Annotated in this window: 18 protein-coding genes; 11 read left to right on the top strand and 7 right to left on the bottom strand. The window is 73.0% G+C overall.

Annotation, left to right across the window (positions count from 1 at the left end; all coding sequences use genetic code 11):
- Positions 1-89 precede the first annotated feature (89 nt).
- The 4 genes from ACN20G_RS29335 to ACN20G_RS29350 all read left to right on the top strand — a co-directional run bounded on the left by ACN20G_RS29335 (position 90) and on the right by ACN20G_RS29350 (position 4,784).
- Positions 90-1,376, top strand: coding sequence for an ABC transporter substrate-binding protein (locus ACN20G_RS29335; RefSeq protein ID WP_424216250.1), 1,287 nt, complete (start codon positions 90-92; stop codon positions 1,374-1,376).
- A gap of 18 nt (positions 1,377-1,394) precedes the next feature.
- Positions 1,395-2,381, top strand: a complete 987-nt coding sequence (locus ACN20G_RS29340; protein ID WP_424216251.1) for a carbohydrate ABC transporter permease — start codon at positions 1,395-1,397, stop codon at positions 2,379-2,381.
- Positions 2,381-3,295: a carbohydrate ABC transporter permease gene (locus tag ACN20G_RS29345; protein ID WP_424216252.1), complete on the top strand. Its 915-nt coding sequence runs from the start codon at positions 2,381-2,383 to the stop codon at positions 3,293-3,295. The genes ACN20G_RS29340 and ACN20G_RS29345 overlap by 1 nt, the downstream gene beginning before the upstream one ends.
- A gap of 208 nt (positions 3,296-3,503) precedes the next feature.
- Positions 3,504-4,784, top strand: a complete 1,281-nt coding sequence (locus ACN20G_RS29350; RefSeq protein ID WP_424216253.1) for a serine hydrolase domain-containing protein — start codon at positions 3,504-3,506, stop codon at positions 4,782-4,784.
- Positions 4,785-4,802: 18 nt separating this feature from the next.
- On the opposite strand, the gene ACN20G_RS29355 is transcribed toward ACN20G_RS29350, so the two are convergent.
- Positions 4,803-5,966 (bottom strand): ROK family transcriptional regulator, encoded by a 1,164-nt coding sequence (locus ACN20G_RS29355; RefSeq protein WP_424216254.1) that lies wholly within the window; start codon positions 5,964-5,966, stop codon positions 4,803-4,805.
- Positions 5,967-6,034: 68 nt separating this feature from the next.
- Here ACN20G_RS29355 and ACN20G_RS29360 point away from each other — a divergent pair, with 68 nt between their 5' ends.
- The 4 genes from ACN20G_RS29360 to ACN20G_RS29375 all read left to right on the top strand — a co-directional run bounded on the left by ACN20G_RS29360 (position 6,035) and on the right by ACN20G_RS29375 (position 9,814).
- The gene (locus ACN20G_RS29360) at positions 6,035-6,490 is read left to right on the top strand and encodes a hypothetical protein (RefSeq protein ID WP_424216255.1); all 456 of its coding nucleotides are present in this window, start codon (positions 6,035-6,037) and stop codon (positions 6,488-6,490) included.
- A 747-nt stretch (positions 6,491-7,237) separates the two neighbouring features.
- Positions 7,238-7,843 (top strand): hypothetical protein, encoded by a 606-nt coding sequence (locus ACN20G_RS29365; protein ID WP_424216256.1) that lies wholly within the window; start codon positions 7,238-7,240, stop codon positions 7,841-7,843.
- 52 nt (positions 7,844-7,895) lie between these two features.
- Positions 7,896-8,588, top strand: coding sequence for a two-component system response regulator CseB (cseB, locus tag ACN20G_RS29370; RefSeq protein WP_424216257.1), 693 nt, complete (start codon positions 7,896-7,898; stop codon positions 8,586-8,588).
- Positions 8,585-9,814, top strand: a complete 1,230-nt coding sequence (locus ACN20G_RS29375) for an ATP-binding protein (protein WP_424216258.1) — start codon at positions 8,585-8,587, stop codon at positions 9,812-9,814. Before cseB ends, ACN20G_RS29375 begins: the two co-directional genes overlap by 4 nt.
- A 27-nt stretch (positions 9,815-9,841) precedes the next feature.
- Here ACN20G_RS29375 and ACN20G_RS29380 read toward each other — a convergent pair whose 3' ends face one another.
- The 4 genes from ACN20G_RS29380 to ACN20G_RS29395 are packed head-to-tail and all read right to left on the bottom strand — an operon-like array spanning position 9,842 to position 13,142.
- Positions 9,842-10,354, bottom strand: coding sequence for a hypothetical protein (locus tag ACN20G_RS29380; RefSeq protein WP_424216259.1), 513 nt, complete (start codon positions 10,352-10,354; stop codon positions 9,842-9,844).
- A 5-nt stretch (positions 10,355-10,359) separates the two neighbouring features.
- On the bottom strand, positions 10,360-11,118 hold the full coding sequence (locus ACN20G_RS29385; RefSeq protein ID WP_424216260.1) for a response regulator transcription factor: 759 nt from the start codon (positions 11,116-11,118) through the stop codon (positions 10,360-10,362).
- The gene (locus ACN20G_RS29390; protein WP_424216261.1) at positions 11,115-12,371 is read right to left on the bottom strand and encodes a sensor histidine kinase; all 1,257 of its coding nucleotides are present in this window, start codon (positions 12,369-12,371) and stop codon (positions 11,115-11,117) included. The genes ACN20G_RS29385 and ACN20G_RS29390 overlap by 4 nt, the downstream gene beginning before the upstream one ends.
- Positions 12,372-12,401: 30 nt before the next feature.
- Complete coding sequence (locus ACN20G_RS29395) at positions 12,402-13,142, bottom strand: SDR family NAD(P)-dependent oxidoreductase (protein WP_424216262.1); 741 nt, start codon at positions 13,140-13,142, stop codon at positions 12,402-12,404.
- Between the two features lie 358 nt (positions 13,143-13,500).
- Between ACN20G_RS29395 and guaD the strand changes: the two genes are divergently transcribed.
- A complete protein-coding gene (gene guaD / locus ACN20G_RS29400; RefSeq protein WP_424216263.1) occupies positions 13,501-14,811 on the top strand; it encodes a guanine deaminase in 1,311 nt (436 codons plus the stop codon).
- Between the two features lie 288 nt (positions 14,812-15,099).
- The gene (locus ACN20G_RS29405; RefSeq protein ID WP_424216264.1) at positions 15,100-16,395 is read left to right on the top strand and encodes an MFS transporter; all 1,296 of its coding nucleotides are present in this window, start codon (positions 15,100-15,102) and stop codon (positions 16,393-16,395) included.
- A gap of 91 nt (positions 16,396-16,486) precedes the next feature.
- Here the strand turns inward: ACN20G_RS29405 and trpS are convergent, their stop codons facing one another.
- Together trpS and ACN20G_RS29415 are read right to left on the bottom strand one after the other, a co-directional pair.
- A complete protein-coding gene (gene trpS / locus ACN20G_RS29410) occupies positions 16,487-17,566 on the bottom strand; it encodes a tryptophan--tRNA ligase (RefSeq protein ID WP_424217386.1) in 1,080 nt (359 codons plus the stop codon).
- A gap of 125 nt (positions 17,567-17,691) precedes the next feature.
- Positions 17,692-18,039 (bottom strand): hypothetical protein, encoded by a 348-nt coding sequence (locus ACN20G_RS29415; RefSeq protein ID WP_424216265.1) that lies wholly within the window; start codon positions 18,037-18,039, stop codon positions 17,692-17,694.
- Between the two features lie 557 nt (positions 18,040-18,596).
- Here ACN20G_RS29415 and ACN20G_RS29420 point away from each other — a divergent pair.
- Positions 18,597-20,129 (top strand): peptide MFS transporter, encoded by a 1,533-nt coding sequence (locus ACN20G_RS29420; protein WP_424216266.1) that lies wholly within the window; start codon positions 18,597-18,599, stop codon positions 20,127-20,129.
- Positions 20,130-20,364: the final 235 nt, after the last annotated feature.

Raw genomic sequence — 20,364 nt, forward strand, 5'->3', positions numbered from 1 at the left:
CCTTTGACCTTTCGAGAAAGGCTGTTGCATGGTGTCGAGCAGCGCCGTGAATGAGGGCGCCGTGTGCGAGGCGAAGGAGCAAGACACTCATGTCCGTGAATCGCAGTGTGGCGATCCGTACCGTCGTCGGTATCGGAACCGCGCTCTCCCTGACCACGCTGACCGCCTGTGGTGGCGGCGCCGGGTCCTCCACGTCGGGCAAGGCCGACGGCGCGATCAAGTTCCAGACGTGGAACCTCCGAGCGAAGTTCAAGGACCACTTCGAGGGTCTGATCGCCGCCTTCGAGAAGGAGAACCCGGGGGCCAAGGTCACCTGGGTGGACCAGCCGGCGGACAACTACGCGGACAAGCTGAGCGCGGACGCCTCCGCGGGCTCGCTGCCCGACGTGGTCAACCTGTCCCCGGACCTCGCGTACCCCCTGGCCAAGGCCGGTGTGCTGCTGAACCTGGACAAGGACGAGGCCGCCTCGAAGTTCAAGGACGAGTACCTCGAAGGGGCCTGGGCCGGCTACGAGATGCCCGGCATGGACGGCGCCTACGCCTTCCCCTGGTACCTCAACAGCGGGCCGCTGTTCTACAACAAGAAGATGTTCGAGGCCGCCGGCCTGGACGCGAACAAGCCGCCGAAGACCTTCGACGAGCTGTTCGCGGCCGCCGACAAGCTGGCGGAGTCCGGAAAGGCGACCCTGGGCCAGCCGCCGACCGTCGAGGACTTCGGGCGGTACGGCGTCGAGGCGATGGACAAGGACGGCAAGCGGTTCACGCTCAACAGCGAGAAGGGCGTCGAACTCCTCACCAAGTACCGGGACCTGTACAAGAAGGGCGGCCTGCACAAGCAGACGCTGACCCTGAAGGACGACTCCACGGGCACGAAGTTCCTCCAGCAGGAAATCGCGATGAACCCGGGCAGCGCCCACGACCTGGACAAGTTCAAGTCCGAGGCCCCGTCGCTGTACGACAGCCTCGGGATCACCGAGGTGCCGACCAACACCGGCAAGCAGAACATGTACCTCCAGGGCCTCGCGGTCAACGCCGGCAGCAAGAACGCGGCCACGGCCGTGGCCTTCGCGCACTTCGTCACGAACCAGAAGAACCAGGAGGAGTTCGGCCACAAGGTCGCGGTCTTCCCGTCCACCAAGGGTTCGCTTCAGAAGGACTACTGGACGAAGGAGGACGGCACCGAGGAGGGCCGGATCCGGGTGGCCTCGGCCAAGATGCTGCCGACGGCGGTGAACTACACGCCGGTGCTGTTCAGCGACGAGATGAAGACCATCCTGCGCAACGAGATCGCCAAGTGCTTCCAGGACAAGGCATCGCCCAAGGAGGCTCTGGACAGCGCGGTCGCCCAGATGGACAAGCTCCTCGAACAGCACTGATCCGGAGGATCGCGTCCCATGGCCACCTCCGCCCCCACCCCCACCGCCCCCCACGCGGGCTCCGCGTCGGCCCCCTCCCCCACCGCCGGCCCCGACGGACGGCGCCCGCGCCGACGCCCGCACCGGGGCCCGGCCCTGCGGACCCACCGCCCCGCGAGCCCGTGGCTGTTCCTGGCCCCGGCGCTCGTGATCACCCTCGCCTTCAACCTGTACCCGTTCTTCTCCACGGTGTGGAAGTCCTTCACCGACGCCCGCACCCTGACCCCGGGCACGTTCGTCGGGCTGGACAACTTCACCGCCCTGCTGGAGGACGAGCGCTTCTGGATCGCCCTGCGCAACAGCGCGCTGTACGTCGTCGTCGTGGTGCCGTGCATGGTGCTGCTGCCGCTGCTGCTCGCCCTGCTCGTCCAACGGCACATACCGGGCATCGGCTTCTTCCGCGCCGCCTACTACACGCCCGTGGTCGCGTCCGTCGTCGTCGTGGCCCTCATGTGGGTGTGGATGCTCGACGACCGGGGCTTCGTCAACGCCGTGCTCGGGATGTTCGGCGTGGACCCGGTCCCCTTCCTCTCGAACCAGTGGCTGCTGCTGCTCAGCGCGATGGCCCTGACCGTGTGGAAGGGCCTCGGCTACTACATGATCATCTACCTGGCCGCGCTCGCGAACGTCCCCCGGGAGCTGCACGAGGCCGCCGAGGTCGACGGCGCCGGGCCGATCCGCCGCTTCGTCTCCATCACCATGCCCTCCGTCCGCTCGACGATGGTCCTCGTCGGCGCCCTCTCCTCGGTGGCCGCCTTCAAGGTCTTCTCCGAGGTCTACATGATCGCCGGACCCACCGGCGGCCCGGGCGGCGAGGACACCACGCTGGTGATGCTGATCCAGCGCGTGGGCACCGGACTCCAGGGCCGCACCGGCTACGCCTCGGCCATGTCCATCGTGCTCTTCGCCCTGACCCTGGTGCTGATGCTCCTGGTCATGCGGGCCGACCGGAAGGAGAAGGACTGATGCCGGCCACCACCGCCCCCGATCCCGTGCGCGAGGAGACCCGGCCCCGGCCGCGCCGCGCGCCCGAGCGCGAGCACCGCACCCGGGGTCGCGGGTCCCGGGCGCTGACCCCCCTGCGCTACGCGGCCCTGGTCGTGATGCTGCTGGTCATGATCGGGCCCTTCCTGTGGCAGTTGTCCACCTCCCTCAAGGGCGCGAGCGAGGACATCTTCACCTCGCCCCCGCAACTGCTGCCCCAGGACCCCACGTTCGACAACTACCAGGGCGTCGCGGACATCATCCCGGTCTGGGACTACATCCTGAACTCCCTCAAGGTCGCCTGCACCAGCGTGCTGACGAACATCCTGGGCGCGGCGATGGCCGGGTACGCCCTGGCCCGGCTCCGCTTCAAGGGTCGGGGCAGCGCGGCGATCGTCTTCGTCCTGGCGCTGCTGGTGCCGATGGAGGCCATCATGATCGCCCAGTTCGCCACCATGCGGTCCCTGGACATCAACGACACCCTCGTGGCCGTCGTCCTCCCCGGCTGCATCGGCGCGATGAACGTGCTGCTGATGCGCAACGCGTTCCGCAACATCCCCTACGAGGTCGAGGAGGCGGCGATCGTGGACGGCGCCAACGTGTGGCAACGGTTCGCCCGCGTCGCGCTGCCGGCCGTCAAGGGCACCCTGGCCGTCGTCGCCATCTTCGCCTTCATGGGCGCCTGGGACGACTTCCTGTGGCCGCTGATCGTCCTGTCCGACTCCTCCAACTTCACCCTCACCGTCGGGCTGAACTTCCTCCACGGCACCTTCGCGAGCAACCAGCGGGTCATCGCGGCCGGCACCATCATCGCCGTCGCCCCCCTGATCGTGATGTTCGCCTGCCTGCAGCGGTTCTTCTTCAAGGGGGTCGGCGAGGGCGCCGTGAAGGGCTGAAGCCCCCACCCGCCTCTCCCCCGCCCTCCCCTCCCCCGTCCGCCGGCCCCGTGACCGGACCGAGGTCCCCGCGACCGCGGTCCGGTCACGGCCGTGTGCGCGGGGTGCGGGCGGGCGCGAGCGGGCGGCGGTCGCCGTCGCGCCGCACCGTTCCTACGATGGGAGACGGAGCTCGGGGCGGCTCGGGGCAGTCCGCGGAGGTGACGCCATGCGAAGGCGCCGCACCACCACCCTGCTCGCCGCCGGCCCGCTGCTGCTCGGCACGGTCCTGCTCGGACCCGCCGGCCCGGCCGGCGCCGCGCCCGAGCCCCGCGCGGGCGTCGCGGCGGGCGTCGCCTCCTCGGGGATCGACCCGGCCGGCGCCGCGCGGCTCGACGCCGCCGTCCGCGACGCGATGCGCGCGGCGGAGATCCCCGGCGTGATCGCCGGGCTGTGGATCGACGGCGGCCCCGGCTGGACACGGGCCTTCGGCACCGCCGACACCTCCGACCGCGCGCCGATGAGGACGGACCTGCACACCCGGATCGGCAGCGTCACCAAGACCTTCACGGTCACCGCCCTGCTCCGGCTCGTGGACGCCGGGCGCGTGGGCCTCGACGATCCCGTCTCGCGGTACGTGGACGGGGTGCCGGGCGGGGAGCGGATCACGCTGCGGGAGCTCGCCGAGATGCGCAGCGGGCTCTACGACTACGCGCAGGACCCCGGCTGGTTGAAGGCCCTGCGCGCCGACCCCGACAGCCCGTGGACCCCCCGACGGCTGCTGGACGTGGCCTTCGCGCACCCGCCGAACTTCGCGCCCGACGCGAAGTGGGAGTACTCCAACACGAACATCGTGCTGCTCGGGCTCGTCGTGGAGCGGGTCACGGGACGCGGCCTGAGCGAGGAGCTGCGGGCGGAGGTGCTGGGACCGGCCGGGCTGCGGAACACCGCCCTGCCCACCGACGCGGCGATCCCCGCCCCGTACGCGCACGGCTACACCACGTTCTCCCCGGACGGGAAGGTCGTGGACTCCGCGCACTGGAACCCGTCCTGGGCGTGGGCGGCCGGGGCCATGACCTCCACCCTGGCCGACCTCCGCTCCTGGGTGGGAACCCTCGTCGGCGGGGTCCTCCCGAACGGTGACCGGCTGCTGTCGCCCGGGACCCAGGCCGAGCGGCTGCGGGTGCGGCCGGTGGGCGTGCCGGGGGTGGCCTACGGGCTGGGCATCGCGTCGGTGAACGGGTGGCTCGGGCACAACGGCGAACTGCCCGGGTACGAGACCGTCGCGGCCCGGCTGCCCGAGCGGAACGCGACCCTGGTGGTGATCGTGAACTCGGACACCGACAAGGGCGGCAGCCTCAGCACGCGGATCGCGGCGGCGATCACCCGGATCGCCACCCCGGACCACCTGTGGGCCCTGCCCTCGGCCGCCCGTCCGCAGGGGCCGAGCGCGTCGGGAGAGCCGAGCACGCCGAGCGCCTCGGGCCCGGCCGCGTCGCGGGGCCGCTGAGCCCGCGCGGGGGGGCGGTCAGTCGCCTCTGGTCCAGGGGCTCGGATTGCTCAGGAAGGGACGGAAGGCGAGGTCGGCCGCGCCGAGCAGGCAGGCGTCGGGGGTCGTGCCCGCGCTCCAGCGCACGCCCCGGGCGCGCGCGACGACGGAGGCGTCCAACGCGGCGGTCATCCGCTCGGGTCGGGCGGCGGCGAGGGTGGCGAGCATGCCGGTGAGGACCACCTCGTCGGGGCCGAGGGTGTTGACCACGCCGGTCAGGGCGGTGCCCAGCCGGTCGGCGGACTCGTCGACCCGCTCCGGGGGAGCGGCGCGCAGCGCTTCGGGCGTCAGGGGCGCGCTCGGGTCGAACCCGAGCGCGGCCAGCAGGGCCGGGCCCCCGACGTAGCGTTCCAGGCAGCCGCGGAACCCGCAGGGACAAGGGAGGCCGACGGGATCCACGCTCAGGTGGCCGATCTCCAGGGCCTGCGCGCGGTCGGGCGAGCCGACCAACGCGGCCCCCAGGCCGTGGCGTTCGCCGCTGACGACGAGGAGGGTGCCGGGGCCGGAGCCCTTGGCGCGGTACTCGCCGAGGGCGGTGGCCGTGGCGTCGCGGGTCAGGCAGGCGAAGGGGCCGCCGGCCCGTCGACCGAGGTCCGGCGCCGTGCGGGCCAGCAGCTCGCGCAGGGGTTCGGCGAGGGGGGCGGGGCCGGGCCGGTCCAGGACCAGGGAGGTCAGCACGGTGCCGGTGGTCTCGTCGAGCATGCCGGGGTAGGCCACGGCCACCCCGACGCAGTTCCCGGCCGCCGGTCCGGCCGTGTGCGCCGTGCGTTCGGCGAGGAGCGCGAGGAGTCGCTCCGGGGGGAGGCCGACGAGGTCCGCCGCGTGGTGCTCGGCGCGCAGGGCGCGACCGCCCAGGGCGTAGGCGGCGATCCGCAGTCCGTCCGGTTCGACCTTGACCGCCACGGTGAACGGGCCGCCGTCGGCGATCTCCAGCACCACCGAGGGACGGCCGCCCGCGCTGCCCAGGGGCGCCCGTTCGCCCGCGCGGATCAGTCCGGCGGCCGTCAGGCTCTCCACCGCCGCGCCGGCGGCGCTGCGTGCCAGGCCGGCCCGTCGGGTGGCCTCCGCCCGGGACAGGGGGCCGTCCCGGTGCACGACGTCGAGCAGACGTGACGCGGACGACTCCCCTGGGTTGTTGCGCACGATTCTCCCTTGCCGCTAGTTTGTACTCAAAAGAACAAACCTCGGGGGGCTGGACACGGAGGTATCCCATGACGCCGGATCCGATGGTTCGCTTCGACACCATCTTCATCGACACCCGCACGTTCCCGTGCCACACCCCGGCCGGTCGCGAGGCCCTGCGTTCCCTGACGGAGGAGCACGCCTGGATCGCCGTCACCCCGGACCCCGGGGCCGACGCCGACCCCCACGCCGACCGCGACGGCGCGCCCGACCCGCCCGGCCCGCGCGCCCCGGCCCTCACCATCGACGGCGCCCCCGGATCCTTCCAACGCGCGACCGGAAGCCTCGACGCCCGCCCCGGCGACTGCGTCCTGCTCACCCTCGACGCCGACCTCGCCGAGGTCGCGGACGCCGCCGACGTGGTGCCCGTCGTCCTGCACCACCTCCCGCCGCCGCACGCCCTGCGGGCCGCGATCGCCCTGGCCTCCTTCGACGGCTTCACCGCCAACCCGGCAGGCTGGCGCAGGGCCTTCACCAGGACCTGACCGCCGAACGCGCCCGAGGCCCGGCACGCACCCCGCGCCGGCGTGTCGCGGGGGATGCACACGGGACGGGCACGGACGAACCCGACAACAGCCGGCAGCAACAGCGGCGACCCCAACCGGACCGGGATCGAGCGCCACCCGAAGAGCGCCCGGGACCCACCAAAGCCCCGCACCACGCGAACACCGCAGCCCCCCGACACCAACACCCACACCACCACACGAACACCCCGCGACAAGCGCCCCACCCCCGGGCCGGGCCACAGGCCGGGCCACAGGCCGGGCCACGGGCCGTGCGGGGCCCCTGCGTGCGCTCCCTTCGGGCTCCCGCTGACCGGCTCGGCCCGTTGGTGGGCACGGTCCGCTGCCCGGGTGCCCTGCCGGCGCGCCGTCACACGGCCCGCCGGCCCGCCCTCGTGGCGAAGCGCGCCCCACCGGCCGGCGCCCGCGTTTCGCGTCCGCTCGCTCGGGTCGCGGACGGTCTCGGCGCGGGGCGTCAGGAGGCGGGCGGTTCCTGCGGGTTGGGTCTGCGCCCCGTGCCGACGGCGCGCGACCCGATGCCGCCGGACGGGCACCGGCGGCGCCACGACGGCGTCCCGTCGACCCCGCTCCTGTCCGCGCGCGGCCGGCGGTTCGGCCTGGCCCGCCCTGGTCACGGGGTCCCCGGCCGAGCTGTAGGGTCGGGTGACATGAGACCTTGTGTGACGATATGGCCGGATCTTCTCCGGTGGCCGCCGCAGAGCGCGAAGGGTGGCTGAACCCGCCCCCGCGCGCCGCGCCTTCCGACGTGCCCTGGGGTGCGCGCTGCTCCTCGGGCTCGGCCCGGTCGGCTGCTCCCGGGCCCCGGCCACCTGGGACGGGGGCCCCGCCCCCTCGGTGTCGGCCCCGGTCGCCGCGACCCCCCTGTGGCCGGGGCGGACGCCGCCCACCCTGCCCGCGGACCCGCCGGCCCCCCGCGCCCTGCCCGATGTGGACCTGCCCGCGAACGGCCTGCGCGGCGTGTCCCCGGCCCTGCTGCTGCGCGCGGACCCAGGGGTCCCCGGCTCCGTGAAGAACGGACTGGACCGCTGCCCGGGGAGCCGCTGCCGGCTGCTCCCGCCCGCCTTCGCCGATCTGACCGGCCGCGGCGTCCCCGAACTCGTGCTCGCCTTCGACGACGAAGGCCGCACCTGGCTGTGGGTGTACACGGTCTCCGACGGCTCGGTGGTCCGGATCCTGGACTACGTGGGACAGCCCGGTCTGACGGCCTCGGCGGCCGGCCGCGAGCTGGTGATCGGCGAGGCCGAGGGCGCCAGGGTCTCGACGGTGCGGTTCCGGTGGAACGGTCACGTGCTGGCCCCGGCCCGCGCCGGCTGACCGACCCCGCCCGCCCTCACCCCCCCCGACCGAAGGACCCGAGGATCCGCCCATGACCCGTCTGCTGCTCGTCGAGGACGACGAGGTGATCCGTGACACCCTGCGCATCGCGCTGGCCCGCTACGGCTACGAGGTGCTCGTCGCCGGGGACGGCCTGACCGGCCTGGAACGGGTCCGCGACGACGCGCCGGACCTGCTGCTGCTGGACGTGATGCTGCCCGAGCTCGACGGCATCGGACTGTGCCGGCGGGTCCGGGAGTTCAGCCTCGTGCCGATCCTGATGTTGTCGGCCCGGGGCGACGCCCTCGACGTGGTGGCCGGGTTGGAGGCCGGCGCGGACGACTATGTGGTCAAACCGCTCCAGAGCCCGGTCCTGGTGGCCCGGATCCGGTCCCTGCTGCGTCGGGCGAGCCTCACCGCGCTCCCGCCCGAGGACGCGTCGCCGGCCGGGGACCCGCCCGGCGAACTCGTCTTCGGCGACCTGTCCGTGGACACCGAGGGCCTGGAGATCCGGCGGGCCGGGGAACCGGTCTCGCTGACCCCGACGGAACTGCGGCTGCTCCTCGAATTCGTGGCGAACGCCGGCATCGTCCTGGAGCGACAGACGCTGCTGCGCAACGTGTGGGACTACGACTGGGACGGCGACAGCCGGCTCGTGGACCTGCACGTGCAGCGCCTCCGGACCAAGATCGGGGCCGAGCGCATCGAGACGGTCCGCGGCTTCGGCTACAAGCTGCGCCGATGACCGGCGCCGGCCCGGCCCGGTGGTGGCGGTCCCTGCGGTGGCGGGTCGCCGTCCTGATCGCGGTGGCGGTCTGCGCGGTCGCCGCCGCGATCGGCGTCCTGGTGCACGAGACCACCGAGGCGCACGCCCTGGGGCAGGCCCGCGACAACGCCCAGCGTCAACTGGACCTGTCCCTGACCACCTACCTGGCCACCGGCGAGGCGCACGGCTCGGGCGCCGAACTCGACTCCCCGATCCTGCCGTCGGCGCTGCGCGCCCTGGTCACGAGCGGCCACGCCGGCACCGCCTACGACACCGGCCGGCAGGGCCCGGCGGTGTTCGCCGCGCGCCCCGTCGGCGGGCACGTGCTGTCCGTGGAGATCGACTTCCGGGGGGACCTGCGCAGCCTCGCGCGACTCGACGCGAGCATGGGCCTGGCCGGGCTGCTCGCCGTGGCCGCCGTCCTGCCGCCCGCCGTCCTCCACGCCGACCGGCTCGGACGGCGCCTGCGTCACGCCGCCGGCACCGCCCGGCGGATCGCGGACGGCGACCTGGACGCCCGCATCGACACCCCCGACCGCCCCGGCGACGAGATCGCGGAGATCTCCACCGCCGTCGACTCCATGGCCGGCTCCCTCCAGCACCGGCTCGACGCCGAACAGCGGTTCACCGCCGACGTGGCCCACGAACTGCGCACCCCGCTGACGGGCCTGATCACCGCCGCCGAACTGCTGCCGGACTCCGAGACCAGCGGACACGTCCGGGAACGCGCCGGAACCCTGCACGCCCTGGTCGAGGAACTGCTGGAGGTCTCCCGCCTCGACTCCGGCACCGAACGGCCGCAGTACGCCCCCTGCCCGCTGGAACCGCTGGTCCGGAGCATCCTGCGCCGCACCGGGCACGAGGTGGAACTCCGCGTCCACGACCCGGCCGTGGTCGAGACCGACCCCCGCCGGCTCGAACGCGTCCTGGCGAACCTGGTGTCCAACGCCCATCGGCACGGCCGGGGCCCCGTGGAGGTGCGGATCGAGGATCGGACCGTGTCCGTGCGCGACCGCGGCCCCGGCTTCCCCGCCACCCTCACGGCCGAGGGCCCGCGACGGTTCCGCACCGGCACCCCCGACCGCGGCGGCGGCCACGGCCTGGGCCTGACCATCGCGACCGGCCAGGCCGCCGTGATCGGCGCCCGACTGGAGTTCGCGAACCCGCCCGAGGGCGGGGCCCTGGCCCTCCTCCACCTGCCCTGACCCGACCCGGGACCCGGGCGGCCCCCGTCAGTCCGCCGAGGAGGCCGGGGACGCGGAAGGCGGCGGCGGGGACAGGGGCGGGAGCGGTCTCAGGATCCGCACCCCGCCCGTGCCGTGGTCCACCGCCCGCCCCTCGTCGATCAGACCGCGCAGCGCCTTGCGGACGCGGCTGCGGGGAACGCGGTAGTGGGCGGCCAGGCTCAACTGCGAGGGGAACATCCCGCGCAGTTCGCCGCTCTCCACCCGCCGCCACAGGTCCGACGCGATCTCCTCCGACCGCAGGTCCCCTCGGGCGGCGGGCGCGGGACGGACGGCGGGGGCCGCGCTGCGCAAGGGCGCGTTGCCGACGCGCAGCCGGGTGCGGGCCGCCCGGCACACGAACCGGGCGGTGGTGACGCTCACCCCGTACTCGCGGGCGATGGTCGTGGGGGCGGGCACACGACCCCGGGCCGGGCCGCCGCGCGCGGCCATCCGGCGCAGCACGTCCGTGGCGATCCGCTCGTACCGGGGCCCGTCCCCGGGGCCGTCGCGATCCGACACCGGGATCACCGCCCCTCCGTCGCGCCCACGGAGGTCCTCGCGAGGTCGTGCGCGACGAGGGCGGCCTGGATCCGGTTGGTCAGGCCGAGTTTGGAGATACCCCGGGAGACGTAGGTCTTCACACTCGCCTCCGACAGGTGCAGCCGGGCGGCGATCGCGGCATTGGGCATGCCCTGCCCCAACAGGTCCAGCACCCGCCGCTCGCTCTCGTTCAACGTGCCGAACCGGCGCCGCAGTTCCGCGCCGCCCGGACCCGGCAGGGCATCGTGCCCGACGGAGGCGCGGCGCAGGAGGCCGCCCATCGCGGAGGGGGCGAGGACGGGGACGCCGCGGGCGACGGCGAGGAGGGCGGAGAGCAGCTCTTGGGAGCGGAGGTCCTTGAGGATGAAGCCGGCGGCGCCGGCTTCGAGGGCTTCGACGACGCGGTCGTCGGTGGGGACGGAGGTGAGGATCAGGACGCGGGGCGGGTTGGGCAGCCGCATCATGCGGCGGGTGGCCTCGATGCCGTCCATCTCGGGCATGTGCAGGTCCATGAGGACCACGTCGGGTCTGTGGGTGGTGACCAGGGTGAGGGCCTCGGCGCCGTTCTCCGCCTCCCCGACCACCTCCAGGGAGTCCTCGGCGTCGAGGAGCACCCGCATCCCGGACCGGATCAGGGCGTGGTCGTCGGCGATGACCACGGAGAAGCTCTCCGCCTCGGGCGGGGGCGTCGGCGGCGCCTGGGGCGGATCGGGGCGGGGCGGGGGAGGCGGGGAGGTGCTCACGAGGGCTCCTGTTCACGGGTCGGGGGATCGCACGGACGGGACGAGTGGGACGGGTGGGGCGAGTGGGGCCGCTGGGGTGGGACGATCCCCGGTTCGAGGTGCGGGCCCCGGGGCAGGTCCACGCGCAGGAGGAAGTCGGCCGCGCCGTGCGGACCGGCCCACGAGGTGCCGCCGGCCGCCGTGACCTCGTCCTGGAGGGCGAGGAACTCGAAGCCGTGGCCGCCGGCGAGGGCGCACGGGCGCGGGACGGCGTCCTGGTGGCGGTGCAGGATCTCCAGGGTCACGTGGCCCGGGTCGGTGCGCAGGGCCATCTCGACCGCGGCCCGGGGGGCCACCCGCAGCACGTGCGCGAGGCCCTCGCGGACGGTGCGGCGCAGGAGTTCGTCCGCCTCGGGGGGCAGGGGCCCGGTGCTCGCGGGTCCTTCGGCGCGGAAGCTGACGCGCATGCCGTCACCCGCGAGGTTGCGGGCCAGACCCGCCAGGAAGTCCGCGCACGAGACCCCCCGCCCCCGCACGTCCCGACCCAACGGATCCCGGATCATGTCCACCGCCGAACCCAACTCCCGCATCACGCAGAGCGCGTTCTCCTCCATCCGCTCCACCTGCTCCCGCGCCGCCGGCGACAGGTCCTTCCGAACCAACAACCCACCCGCCTGCAACACCAACAGAGCCGCCCGATGCCCGGCATTGGTGTGCAGATCGAACGCAAGCCGCGTACGACTCTCCAACAACGCGAACCGCACCGCGTGATCCACCGCGTGCTCCGCCTGGTCCAGCCGCCGACTCAACGCCTCCTGCAACCGCTCCTGCCGCTCCAGCAGCGCACCCAGCACGGCCGGACTGATGATCTCCAACAGGGTCGAATACAGCAGCACCACGTGACTCGGCTCCACCGTCCCGGTCAACTCCCGCGACGCCGGATACAGCCCCGCCACGAACCCCAGGATCAACAACCGGTGCCGCGGCCGACCGTAGCGACCCAACGCGTACGCCGCCGCCGTCAGGCTGTACCGCGTGTCCAACGCGAACGTCGCCGCGAACGCCACCACCACGCACAACTCCGGCCGCGTCCGCCGCAACACCAACGCACAGGACGCGAGGACGGCGCACGTGTACTGGAGCGCCGGGGGACGCACGAGGCCGGTGGCCAGCGCGTCCGGCGCGGGCACCAGTCGGGCGACCAGGCAGACGGCCAGCGCGATCGCGAGGTCCTGGCGCAGCGCCTTGCCCCGGGGGAACGGCCGCCGGTTCACGGTCGGGCCCCCGGGCGGCGCCACCGGGGGTCAGCGGGTGGTCCAGCCACCGTCGAGGACGAGGTTGGCGCCGGTCATGTTCGAGGACTCGTCGGAGGCGAGGAAGAGGGCCGCCGCCGCGACCTCCTCGGCGGTGCCCAAACGGCCCAACAGGGTGCGCCGTTCGAAATCGGCCCGCAGCCCTTGGGGATCCTCGGCGGCGGCGAAGACGACGCGGAGGAGTTCGGTGTCGATGGGGCCCGGGCACAGGGCGTTGGCCCGGATCCCGTCCCGGGCGTGGTCGACGGCGACGGCCTTGGTGAGCTGGACCACGCCGCCCTTGGACGCGCAGTAGGCGGCCACGCCCGCGTCGGCGACGAGCGCGAGCTCGGAGGCCACGTTGACGATGCTGCCGCCCCCGCCGGCCGCCATCACCGGGATGGCGTGCTTGGAGGCGAGGAAGACCCCGCGCAGGTTGACGGACATCAGGTCGTCCCATTCCTCGACGGTGGTGTCGAGGATGGTCTTGGCGAATTCGATCCCGGCGTTGTTGACGAGCACGTCGATGCGGCCGTACGCCTCGACGGTGCGGCACATCAGGTCGGCGACCTGCGCCTCGTCGCGCAGGTCGCACACGACGTGCAGGCCGATGCCCTTCGCGGCCGGCCCGGCCGCGTCGAGGACGTCGGCCGTGACGACGTCGGCGCCCTCGGCCGCGAATCGGGCGGCGATGGCCGCGCCCAGGCCCCGTGCCGCTCCGGTGACGATGGCGGTCTTCCCGGCGAGATGCATCTCCCGGTCCCTCTCTCTCGTGGTGTCCGCCCGAAGATTCGTCAACGCCCGTGCGTGATCCGCCGATGCGGCGATCGAACGGGCGGCGTTTGGGGACGGTCGCACCAGCATGGTGGCCCACGGCAACGGTCCAGCCGCGGGGACCAAAGTCATACCAGTCCGTCCATTGGTCCTCAAAGTGTTTCCGGGGACGCCACGCCCGGCGGACGGGAACGGGACCGCGTCGATCGGGGACGACCGACGGGGATCGAACCGTCCGCGTTCGCGGCCGATCGTCCCTGTTCGCGCCCTGTTTCGCGGCCCGCCCGCCCCTAGCGTCGAACTCGTCGGGGCACAACGAACATTCGGAGGCACTGCAATGGCGCACGTCACCGCTCTGCGCGGCACGATCGTCCACTTCACCGACGATCCCTTTCTGGTCGGCAAGGAGAAGGCGTTCGTCTCGCACGAGGACGGTCTGCTGATCGCCGAGGACGGGATCATCACGGCGGTGGGTCCGTGGTCGGAGACGAAGGAGAAGCTGCCCGAGGGCGTCGAGGTCGAGCACTACGAGGGCCACGTCATCTCGGCCGGGTTCATCGACTCGCACATCCACTACGTGCAGACCGGCATGATCGGCTCCTACGGGGAGCAGCTGATCGACTGGTTGAACAACTACACGTTCATCGAGGAGCAGAAGCTCAAGGACCCGTCGGCGGCGCGCGAGATGGCCGCGATGTTCTGCGACCAGCTGGTCCGCAACGGCACGACCACCGGTTTCACGTTCGCGGCCGTCTACCCGGACACGGTGGACGCGTTGTTCGAGGAGACCGAGCGCCGCAATATGCGGATGATCGCGGGCAAGGTCATGATGGACCGCAACGCCCCCGACGGCCTCCTGGACACCGCCCAGTCCTCCTACGACGAGTCCAAGGCCCTCCTGGAGAAGTGGAACGGCCGCGGCCGCCAGCAGTACGCCATTACCCCCCGTTTCGCCCCCACCTCCACCCCGGAACAACTGGAGGCCGCGGCAACGCTGTGGAAGGAGCACCCGGAGGTCCACCTGCACTCCCACCTGATGGAGAACGTGGGGGAGTTGGCGTGGGTGAAGGAGCTGTACCCGGAGCACCCGGGCTACCTCCACGTGTACGACCACTACGGGCTGGTCGGCCGGCGCGCCCTGTTCGCGCACGGGGTGCACATGGAGGAACGGGACATGCGGCTGCTGCACGAGCGGGAGGCGGCCATCGCGCACTGCCCGACCTCGAACCTGTTCCTCGGCTCCGGGCTGTTCCCGCTGCGCGAGGCCAAGGACCCGAGCCGCCCCGTGCACGTGGGTCTCGGCACGGACGTGGGCGGCGGCACGAGCTTCTCGATGCTCCAGACGATGAACGAGGCGTACAAGGTCGCCCAGTTGCGCAACCACCCGCTGGAGGGCGTGAACAGCTTCTTCCTCGCGACCCTCGGCTCGGCCCGCTCCCTCGACATCGAGGACAAGGTCGGCACCCTGACCCCGGGTCACGAGGCCGACATCGTGGTCCTCGACCCGCGCGCCACCCCGATCATGGACTTCCGGATGAGCCGTTCGAAGGACATCGAGGACGTGCTCTTCCTGCTCGGCGTCATGGGTGACGACCGCTGCGTGAAGGCCACCTACGTGGCGGGCAAGAAGGCGTACGAGCGCGCCTGACCCGCCCTCGCGAGCGGCCCTCCCCCGCGCGGTCCGGCGGACCCCTTCCCGTTCCGGACCGCTCGCGGAGCCGGCCGACGGCGCCGCCCCCACGTCGCCGTTCCCCGCCCCCGTCCGGACGGGGGCTCGCGGGCCGCGCGGACCGGTCGCCCCTGTCGATCCGCGCCCACCGGCCCCGGGGCGGGGCACGGACCCCCGTGTCCGCTCCCCCGCCCCGGCGATCGGCGGCGCCCACACCGCCGCCGACGACGACCGCCCCCTCATTCACCGCCAGGAAGTTCCGCTGTCATGAACAAGACGTACTCCAAGCTCGGAGGAAGCCAGGCGTGGTTCGTCTGGGTCCTCTCCACCCTCTTCGTGGTGTGGCTCTTCAACATCCAGACGGGTTACGGCCTGATCCAGCAGGCCATCGTCGAGGACACCGGGATGCTGCTCGCGCAGGCCACCCTCTGCGCCTCCGTCTACACCTTCGCGTTCTCCATCGCGCAGTTCTTCTCCGGCGCCCTGATCGACCGCTTCGGCACCCGGCCCCTGATGGCCGTCGCCGTCGCCCTCGTCACCGCCGGCACCTTCCTGATGGCCTTCGCGGGCGGGTTCCCGATGCTCGCCGCCGCGCAGATCGTCATGGCCGTCGGCGCCTCCTTCGGCTTCGTCGGCACGGGCTACCTCGGCGGCAAGTGGTTCGGCGGGGCCAAGTTCGGCCTCATGTTCGGCCTGCTGCAAATGGTGTGCGCCATCGGCTCGGCCGTGAACCAACCGTTCATCAACTGGCTGCTGTCGCTCATGAGCTGGCGCACGATGATGACCGGCTACGCCGTCGTCGGCATCGCCCTGGCCGTGGTGGCGCTCCTGTTCGTGCGCAACCCGCACACCCCCGAGGACGAGGCGGTCCCGGACGAGCCGCGTCGCGCCCTGGTCCCGGCCGTGCTCTCCGACGTCAAGGAGGGCCTGACCAACACGCAGGTGGTGCTGGCGTCCCTGTTCGCGTTCATGCTGATGGGCGCGATGCTCGCCATGGCCATCATCTGGGGCCCGCTGGTCATCACGGCCTCCGGTTCCACCGCCGGCGCGGCCGCCCTCGCCACCGGCGCCGCCTGGATCGGCATGGCCGTCGGCTCCCCCGCCTTCCAGGCCATCGCCAACCGCACCGGCCGCAAGCCGGCCGCGATCTGGGGCGCGGTCGGCCAGGTCATCGCCACCACGGGCCTGATCTTCTTCCCCGGCACCAGCGTCACCGCCGTCCTCTGGATGCTGCTCATGGGCTTCACCGCCGCCTCGCACATGCTGGGCTTCACCATCGGCGGCGAGTCCGTCCCCGGGCGGCTCATCGGCACCTCCGCCGCCATCGTCAACGCGGCCTGCTTCATCGGCGGCGGCATCATGATGGCCCTCCCCAACTGGATGGGCACCGACGCCACGAACCTCGGCTCCCTCCAGCACACCCTGTGGGTCGTGCCCGTCCTCCTGGTCGTCGGCCTCCTCGCCGCCCTCGCCGTGAAGGAGACCCTCGTCGAGACCACCGCGCCGCCGGCCGAGGCCGAGGAGACCACTCCGCACGGAGTGGAGGAGAAGACCGGCGTGTAGGACGCGAACCCGCACGCCGGCGGGGAACGCGCGGGCCCCGGCCTCCTCCTCTCGAGGCCGGGACCCGCGCACCCGCGTGGGTCGGTCGAGGTCAGTCGAGCATGCCCATGGCCGTCCGGACGCGGGTGAGGGTGTCCTGGGCGATCTCCGCGGCGCGTTCGTTGCCGGTGCGCAGCACGTCGCGGACGTGGCCGGGGTCGCCGGCGAGTTCGGCGCGGCGGGCGCGGAGCGGGGCGAGGTGTTCGTTGACGGCCTCGGTGACGGTCTTCTTGAGCAGCGCGGCCCCGCCGTCGCCGATCTCCTCGGCGACCTCGCCCGGGTCGCGGTCCTGGCAGAGCGCGGCGAGGAGCACGAGGGAGGAGACCTCGGGGCGGCGGACGGGGTCGTAGGTGATGTGGCGTTCGGCGTCGGTGCGCGCGCCCTTGAGGAGCCGGGCGGTCTCGTCGGCGGTCGCGGACAGGGCGATGGCGTTGCCCCGGGACTTGCTCATCTTGCCGCCGTCGGTGCCGAGCAGCAGCGGCGCCCGGGAGAGGAGGGCGTCGGGCTCGGGGAAGACGGGGCCGTAGCGTTCGGTGAAGCGGCGGGCGATGGTGCGGGTGAGTTCGAGGTGCGGCAGCTGGTCCTGGCCGACGGGGACGAGGTTGGCGCGGCAGAAGAGGATGTCGGCGGCCTGGTGCACGGGGTAGGTGAACATGAGGCCGGAGACGGCGGACTGGCGGGAGTGGGCGATCTCGTCCTTGACCGTGGGGTTGCGGCCGAGTTCGGCCACGGACACCAGGGACAGGAAGGGCAGCATCAGTTGGTTGAGCGCGGGGACGGCGCTGTGCCGGAAGATCACGCTGCGGGTGGGGTCGATGCCGGCGGCCAGGTAGTCGAGGACGAGGGAGGCCACGTGTTCGTCGAGCCTCTCGGCCACGTCGCGGTCGGTGAGCACCTGGTAGTCGGCGACGAGCACGAAGGTCTCCACCCCGGCGTCCTGGAGCCGGACGCGTTCGCGCAGGGTGCCGAACCAGTGGCCCAGGTGCAGCGGGCCGGTGGGGCGGTCGCCGGTGAGGATCCGGAACCCGCTCGGGTCGGCGGCGATCCGTCGTTCGAGTTCGGCGCTGCGGGCGCGGGCCGTGGCCAGGGAGTCCGCTCCGGGTGCGGGCACGGCGTCTGGGGTGGTGGGCACTGCGGACACGGGAGCTCCTTCACGGATCACGGGCGGGGGCGCACCCCATCCCAGGATATGCCAGATATAGACCAGTTTGCGCGTTGAGCGCGCCCGGCGCGCCTCACCGCTCCGGGCCCGGCACCTCAGCCCCGACGGAGGGATTCGGCGATCAGGTGCACGGCCCGGTGCAGGAGCTGGGTCCGGATCACGTGCCCCCACGCCTCGACGGGGAAGTCCGTGTCGCGTGACATCGCGCAGGCCGGGCAGCGGGCGAAGCCCTCGGGAAGGCGTCCGGGGTGCGCGTCGACCACGTGCGCGGCCAGCCGGAACAGCGCGCTGTAGGCGAGGTGGTCCTCGAAGGAGGGCCCGACCGGAACGGCGTGCGCGGCGGGGACCGTCGGGGCCGGGAAAAGAGGGGACGCGCGCAGCGTGCGCGTGAGGGTGACACAGTGCGGACAGTCCGTCGGGAGGGGTTCGGCGGGGACCGTCACGACGCCTCCTGCGGATCGGGGCGGGCGGGGGGCCGCACGCCGTGGGGCACGGGGGGCACGGGGGGCACGGAGCGCGTCGGGGTCGACGCGACGCCCCGCCCGAAGGGCCCGGGAAGGCCCGGGGGAACACGGGCACCGTACCCACGCTAAACCAGATGCAGACCAGTGGGCCACCCGCCGGTCGCACGTCGCGAACGGCGCCGCCGACCCCTGAAGTCCTCCCGCACACCACCTCTGACCTGCATGTTCATCGCGTCGTCCAGTGCGCCGAACGGTCGGCGAAGCACTCGGCGCGGGCCTCGGAAAGCCGTACTTTCGGCCGACTCCGGGTCCCGTGCCCGCCGGGCCGAGGGCCCGAAGGACCCCGGACGCAAGGCCCTGCCCGGCGGGGAAGGCGCGGGCGGATGATGAGGGAATCCGTCGTCGCACGACGGCTTCGCGACCCCCGGGCCCAGCGCCGAGCCCGCCCCGAGCGCCGTCCCGCCCCCCTGCGCGTGACGCCCCTCGACCGCTCGCTCCCCCCGCCGTGCGACCCGATCTTGCGAGGTTCCCTCTTCATGGCACCCACCGCGGTCCGTCCGGCCGGCCCCCACCCGTCCGCCCCGACGCCGAAGACCTTCTTCGGCCACCCCCGTGGTCTTGCCACACTCTTCCTCACCGAGATGTGGGAACGCTTCAGCTTCTACGGCATGCGCGCCCTGCTGCCCCTCTACCTGATCGCGGGCGGGCCGGCGGCGGCGGCAGGTTCGCAGGGCGGCGGCCTGGCCATGACCGCCCCGACCGCGCTGGCCATCACCTCCCTCTACCTCGCGATGGTCTACCTGCCGTGCGTGGTCGGCGGCTGGCTCGGCGACCGCGTCTGGGGCCCGCGCCGCACGGTCACCGTCGCCGCCTGCGTGATGATCACCGGGCACGTGCTGCTGGCGCTGCCCGGCGTGCCGAACTTCTTCGTCGGCCTGCTCTGCGTGGCCCTCGGCTCGGGCCTGCTCAAGGCCAACATCTCCACGATGGTCGGCCACCTCTACGACGCCCACGACGACCGGCGCCGCGACGGCGGGTTCACCGTCTTCTACATGGGCATCAACCTCGGCGGCATGATCGCGCCCCTGGTGATCGGCACCATCGGCCAGCAGGTCTCCTGGCACCTGGGCTTCGCCCTGGCCGCCGCGGGCATGGCCGTCGGACTGGGCATCTTCCTGCTCGGCACCCGCAACCTGTCCCCGATCAGCTCCGTGGTGCCCAAGCCGCTCGCCGCCGGCGAACTGTCCCGCACCCTGCGCCGCGGCCTCCTCGTCGCCGGCGTCCTCGCCGTCTGCTACCTGACCCTGACCCTGTCCGGGCACCTGACGCTGGCCTGGGGCCTGGTCCCGCTGGCCGTCGCCGGCTTCTCCATCCCCTTCGTCGTGCTGCTGCGGATCCGCCGCGACCCCGAGCTGACCGCCCCCGAACGCTCCCGGGTCGGCGCCTACATCCGTCTGTTCACCGCCGCCGTGGTGTTCTGGATGATCTACGACCAGGGCGCGTCCACCATGGCGATCTTCGGCGCCACGCACACCGACAACCACCTCTTCGGCTTCGAGTTCCCCACCTCCTGGTTCCAGTCCGCGAACAGCTTCTGGGTGCTGCTGACCGCGCCGCTCTTCGCCGCGATCTGGCCCGCGCTGGCGCGCCGGCGCAAGGAGCCGAGCGTGGTGGTCAAGTTCGCGATCGGCCTGGTCCTGATCGGCGCCTCCTTCCTCGTCTTCGCCGTCCCGATGGCCACCGCGGGCGACGGGGTGCGGGTCAGCCCGCTGTGGCTGATCGGGATCTACCTGATCCAGTGTGTCGGCGAGCTGTGCCTGTCCCCCGTCGGCCTGGCCATGACCTCCCGCACGGCACCCGCGAAGTACGCGAGCCTGCTGATGGGTCTGTGGTTCCTCGCCGTCACCGCCGGCGACTGCGCCGCCGCCCTGCTGGTGCAGGCGGGCGCCCACCTGGACACCACCCCCGTGGTACTCGCCGAGGCCGTGCTCGCGATCGTCGTCGGCGCGGTGGTGGTCTCGGCGCGCGGCCGCATCCTCGGCCTGATGAACGCGGGCCGCACCACGTGACCAGACGTCCCCATCTGGTCTGAATCTGGTATAGATGGGGGTGGGGGCCGTGCGGCCCCCACCCCCACCGGCGTGCCCGGGCCCACGCCCGCGCACCGCCACCACCGAGCACACCGGGGCCGAACGGGCCTCCCGTCCGATCGCGCTCCCCGCTCGCTCCGCCGCACAGGAGTAGCCCCGTGATCCCCTCGCGCACCCACCCGCGCCCGCCCCGACACGATCCCGCACCCGCGAC

The sequence above is a fragment of the Streptomyces dryopteridis genome (genome assembly GCF_049606955.1).
Lineage (GTDB): Bacteria > Actinomycetota > Actinomycetes > Streptomycetales > Streptomycetaceae > Streptomyces.

Excerpts from the sequence above, each read along its gene's own strand:
- ACN20G_RS29350 (WP_424216253.1), top strand. The coding sequence starts at position 3,504 with ATGCGAAGGCGCCGCACCACCACCCTGCTCGCCGCCGGCCCGCTGCTG.
- ACN20G_RS29360 (WP_424216255.1), top strand. The coding sequence starts at position 6,035 with ATGACGCCGGATCCGATGGTTCGCTTCGACACCATCTTCATCGACACC.
- ACN20G_RS29345 (WP_424216252.1), top strand. The coding sequence starts at position 2,381 with ATGCCGGCCACCACCGCCCCCGATCCCGTGCGCGAGGAGACCCGGCCC.
- ACN20G_RS29420 (WP_424216266.1), top strand. The coding sequence starts at position 18,597 with ATGGCACCCACCGCGGTCCGTCCGGCCGGCCCCCACCCGTCCGCCCCG.
- ACN20G_RS29375 (WP_424216258.1), top strand. The coding sequence starts at position 8,585 with ATGACCGGCGCCGGCCCGGCCCGGTGGTGGCGGTCCCTGCGGTGGCGG.
- ACN20G_RS29405 (WP_424216264.1), top strand. The coding sequence starts at position 15,100 with ATGAACAAGACGTACTCCAAGCTCGGAGGAAGCCAGGCGTGGTTCGTC.
- ACN20G_RS29395 (WP_424216262.1), bottom strand. The coding sequence starts at position 13,142 with ATGCATCTCGCCGGGAAGACCGCCATCGTCACCGGAGCGGCACGGGGC.
- ACN20G_RS29335 (WP_424216250.1), top strand. The coding sequence starts at position 90 with ATGTCCGTGAATCGCAGTGTGGCGATCCGTACCGTCGTCGGTATCGGA.
- cseB (WP_424216257.1), top strand. The coding sequence starts at position 7,896 with ATGACCCGTCTGCTGCTCGTCGAGGACGACGAGGTGATCCGTGACACC.
- ACN20G_RS29340 (WP_424216251.1), top strand. The coding sequence starts at position 1,395 with ATGGCCACCTCCGCCCCCACCCCCACCGCCCCCCACGCGGGCTCCGCG.
- guaD (WP_424216263.1), top strand. The coding sequence starts at position 13,501 with ATGGCGCACGTCACCGCTCTGCGCGGCACGATCGTCCACTTCACCGAC.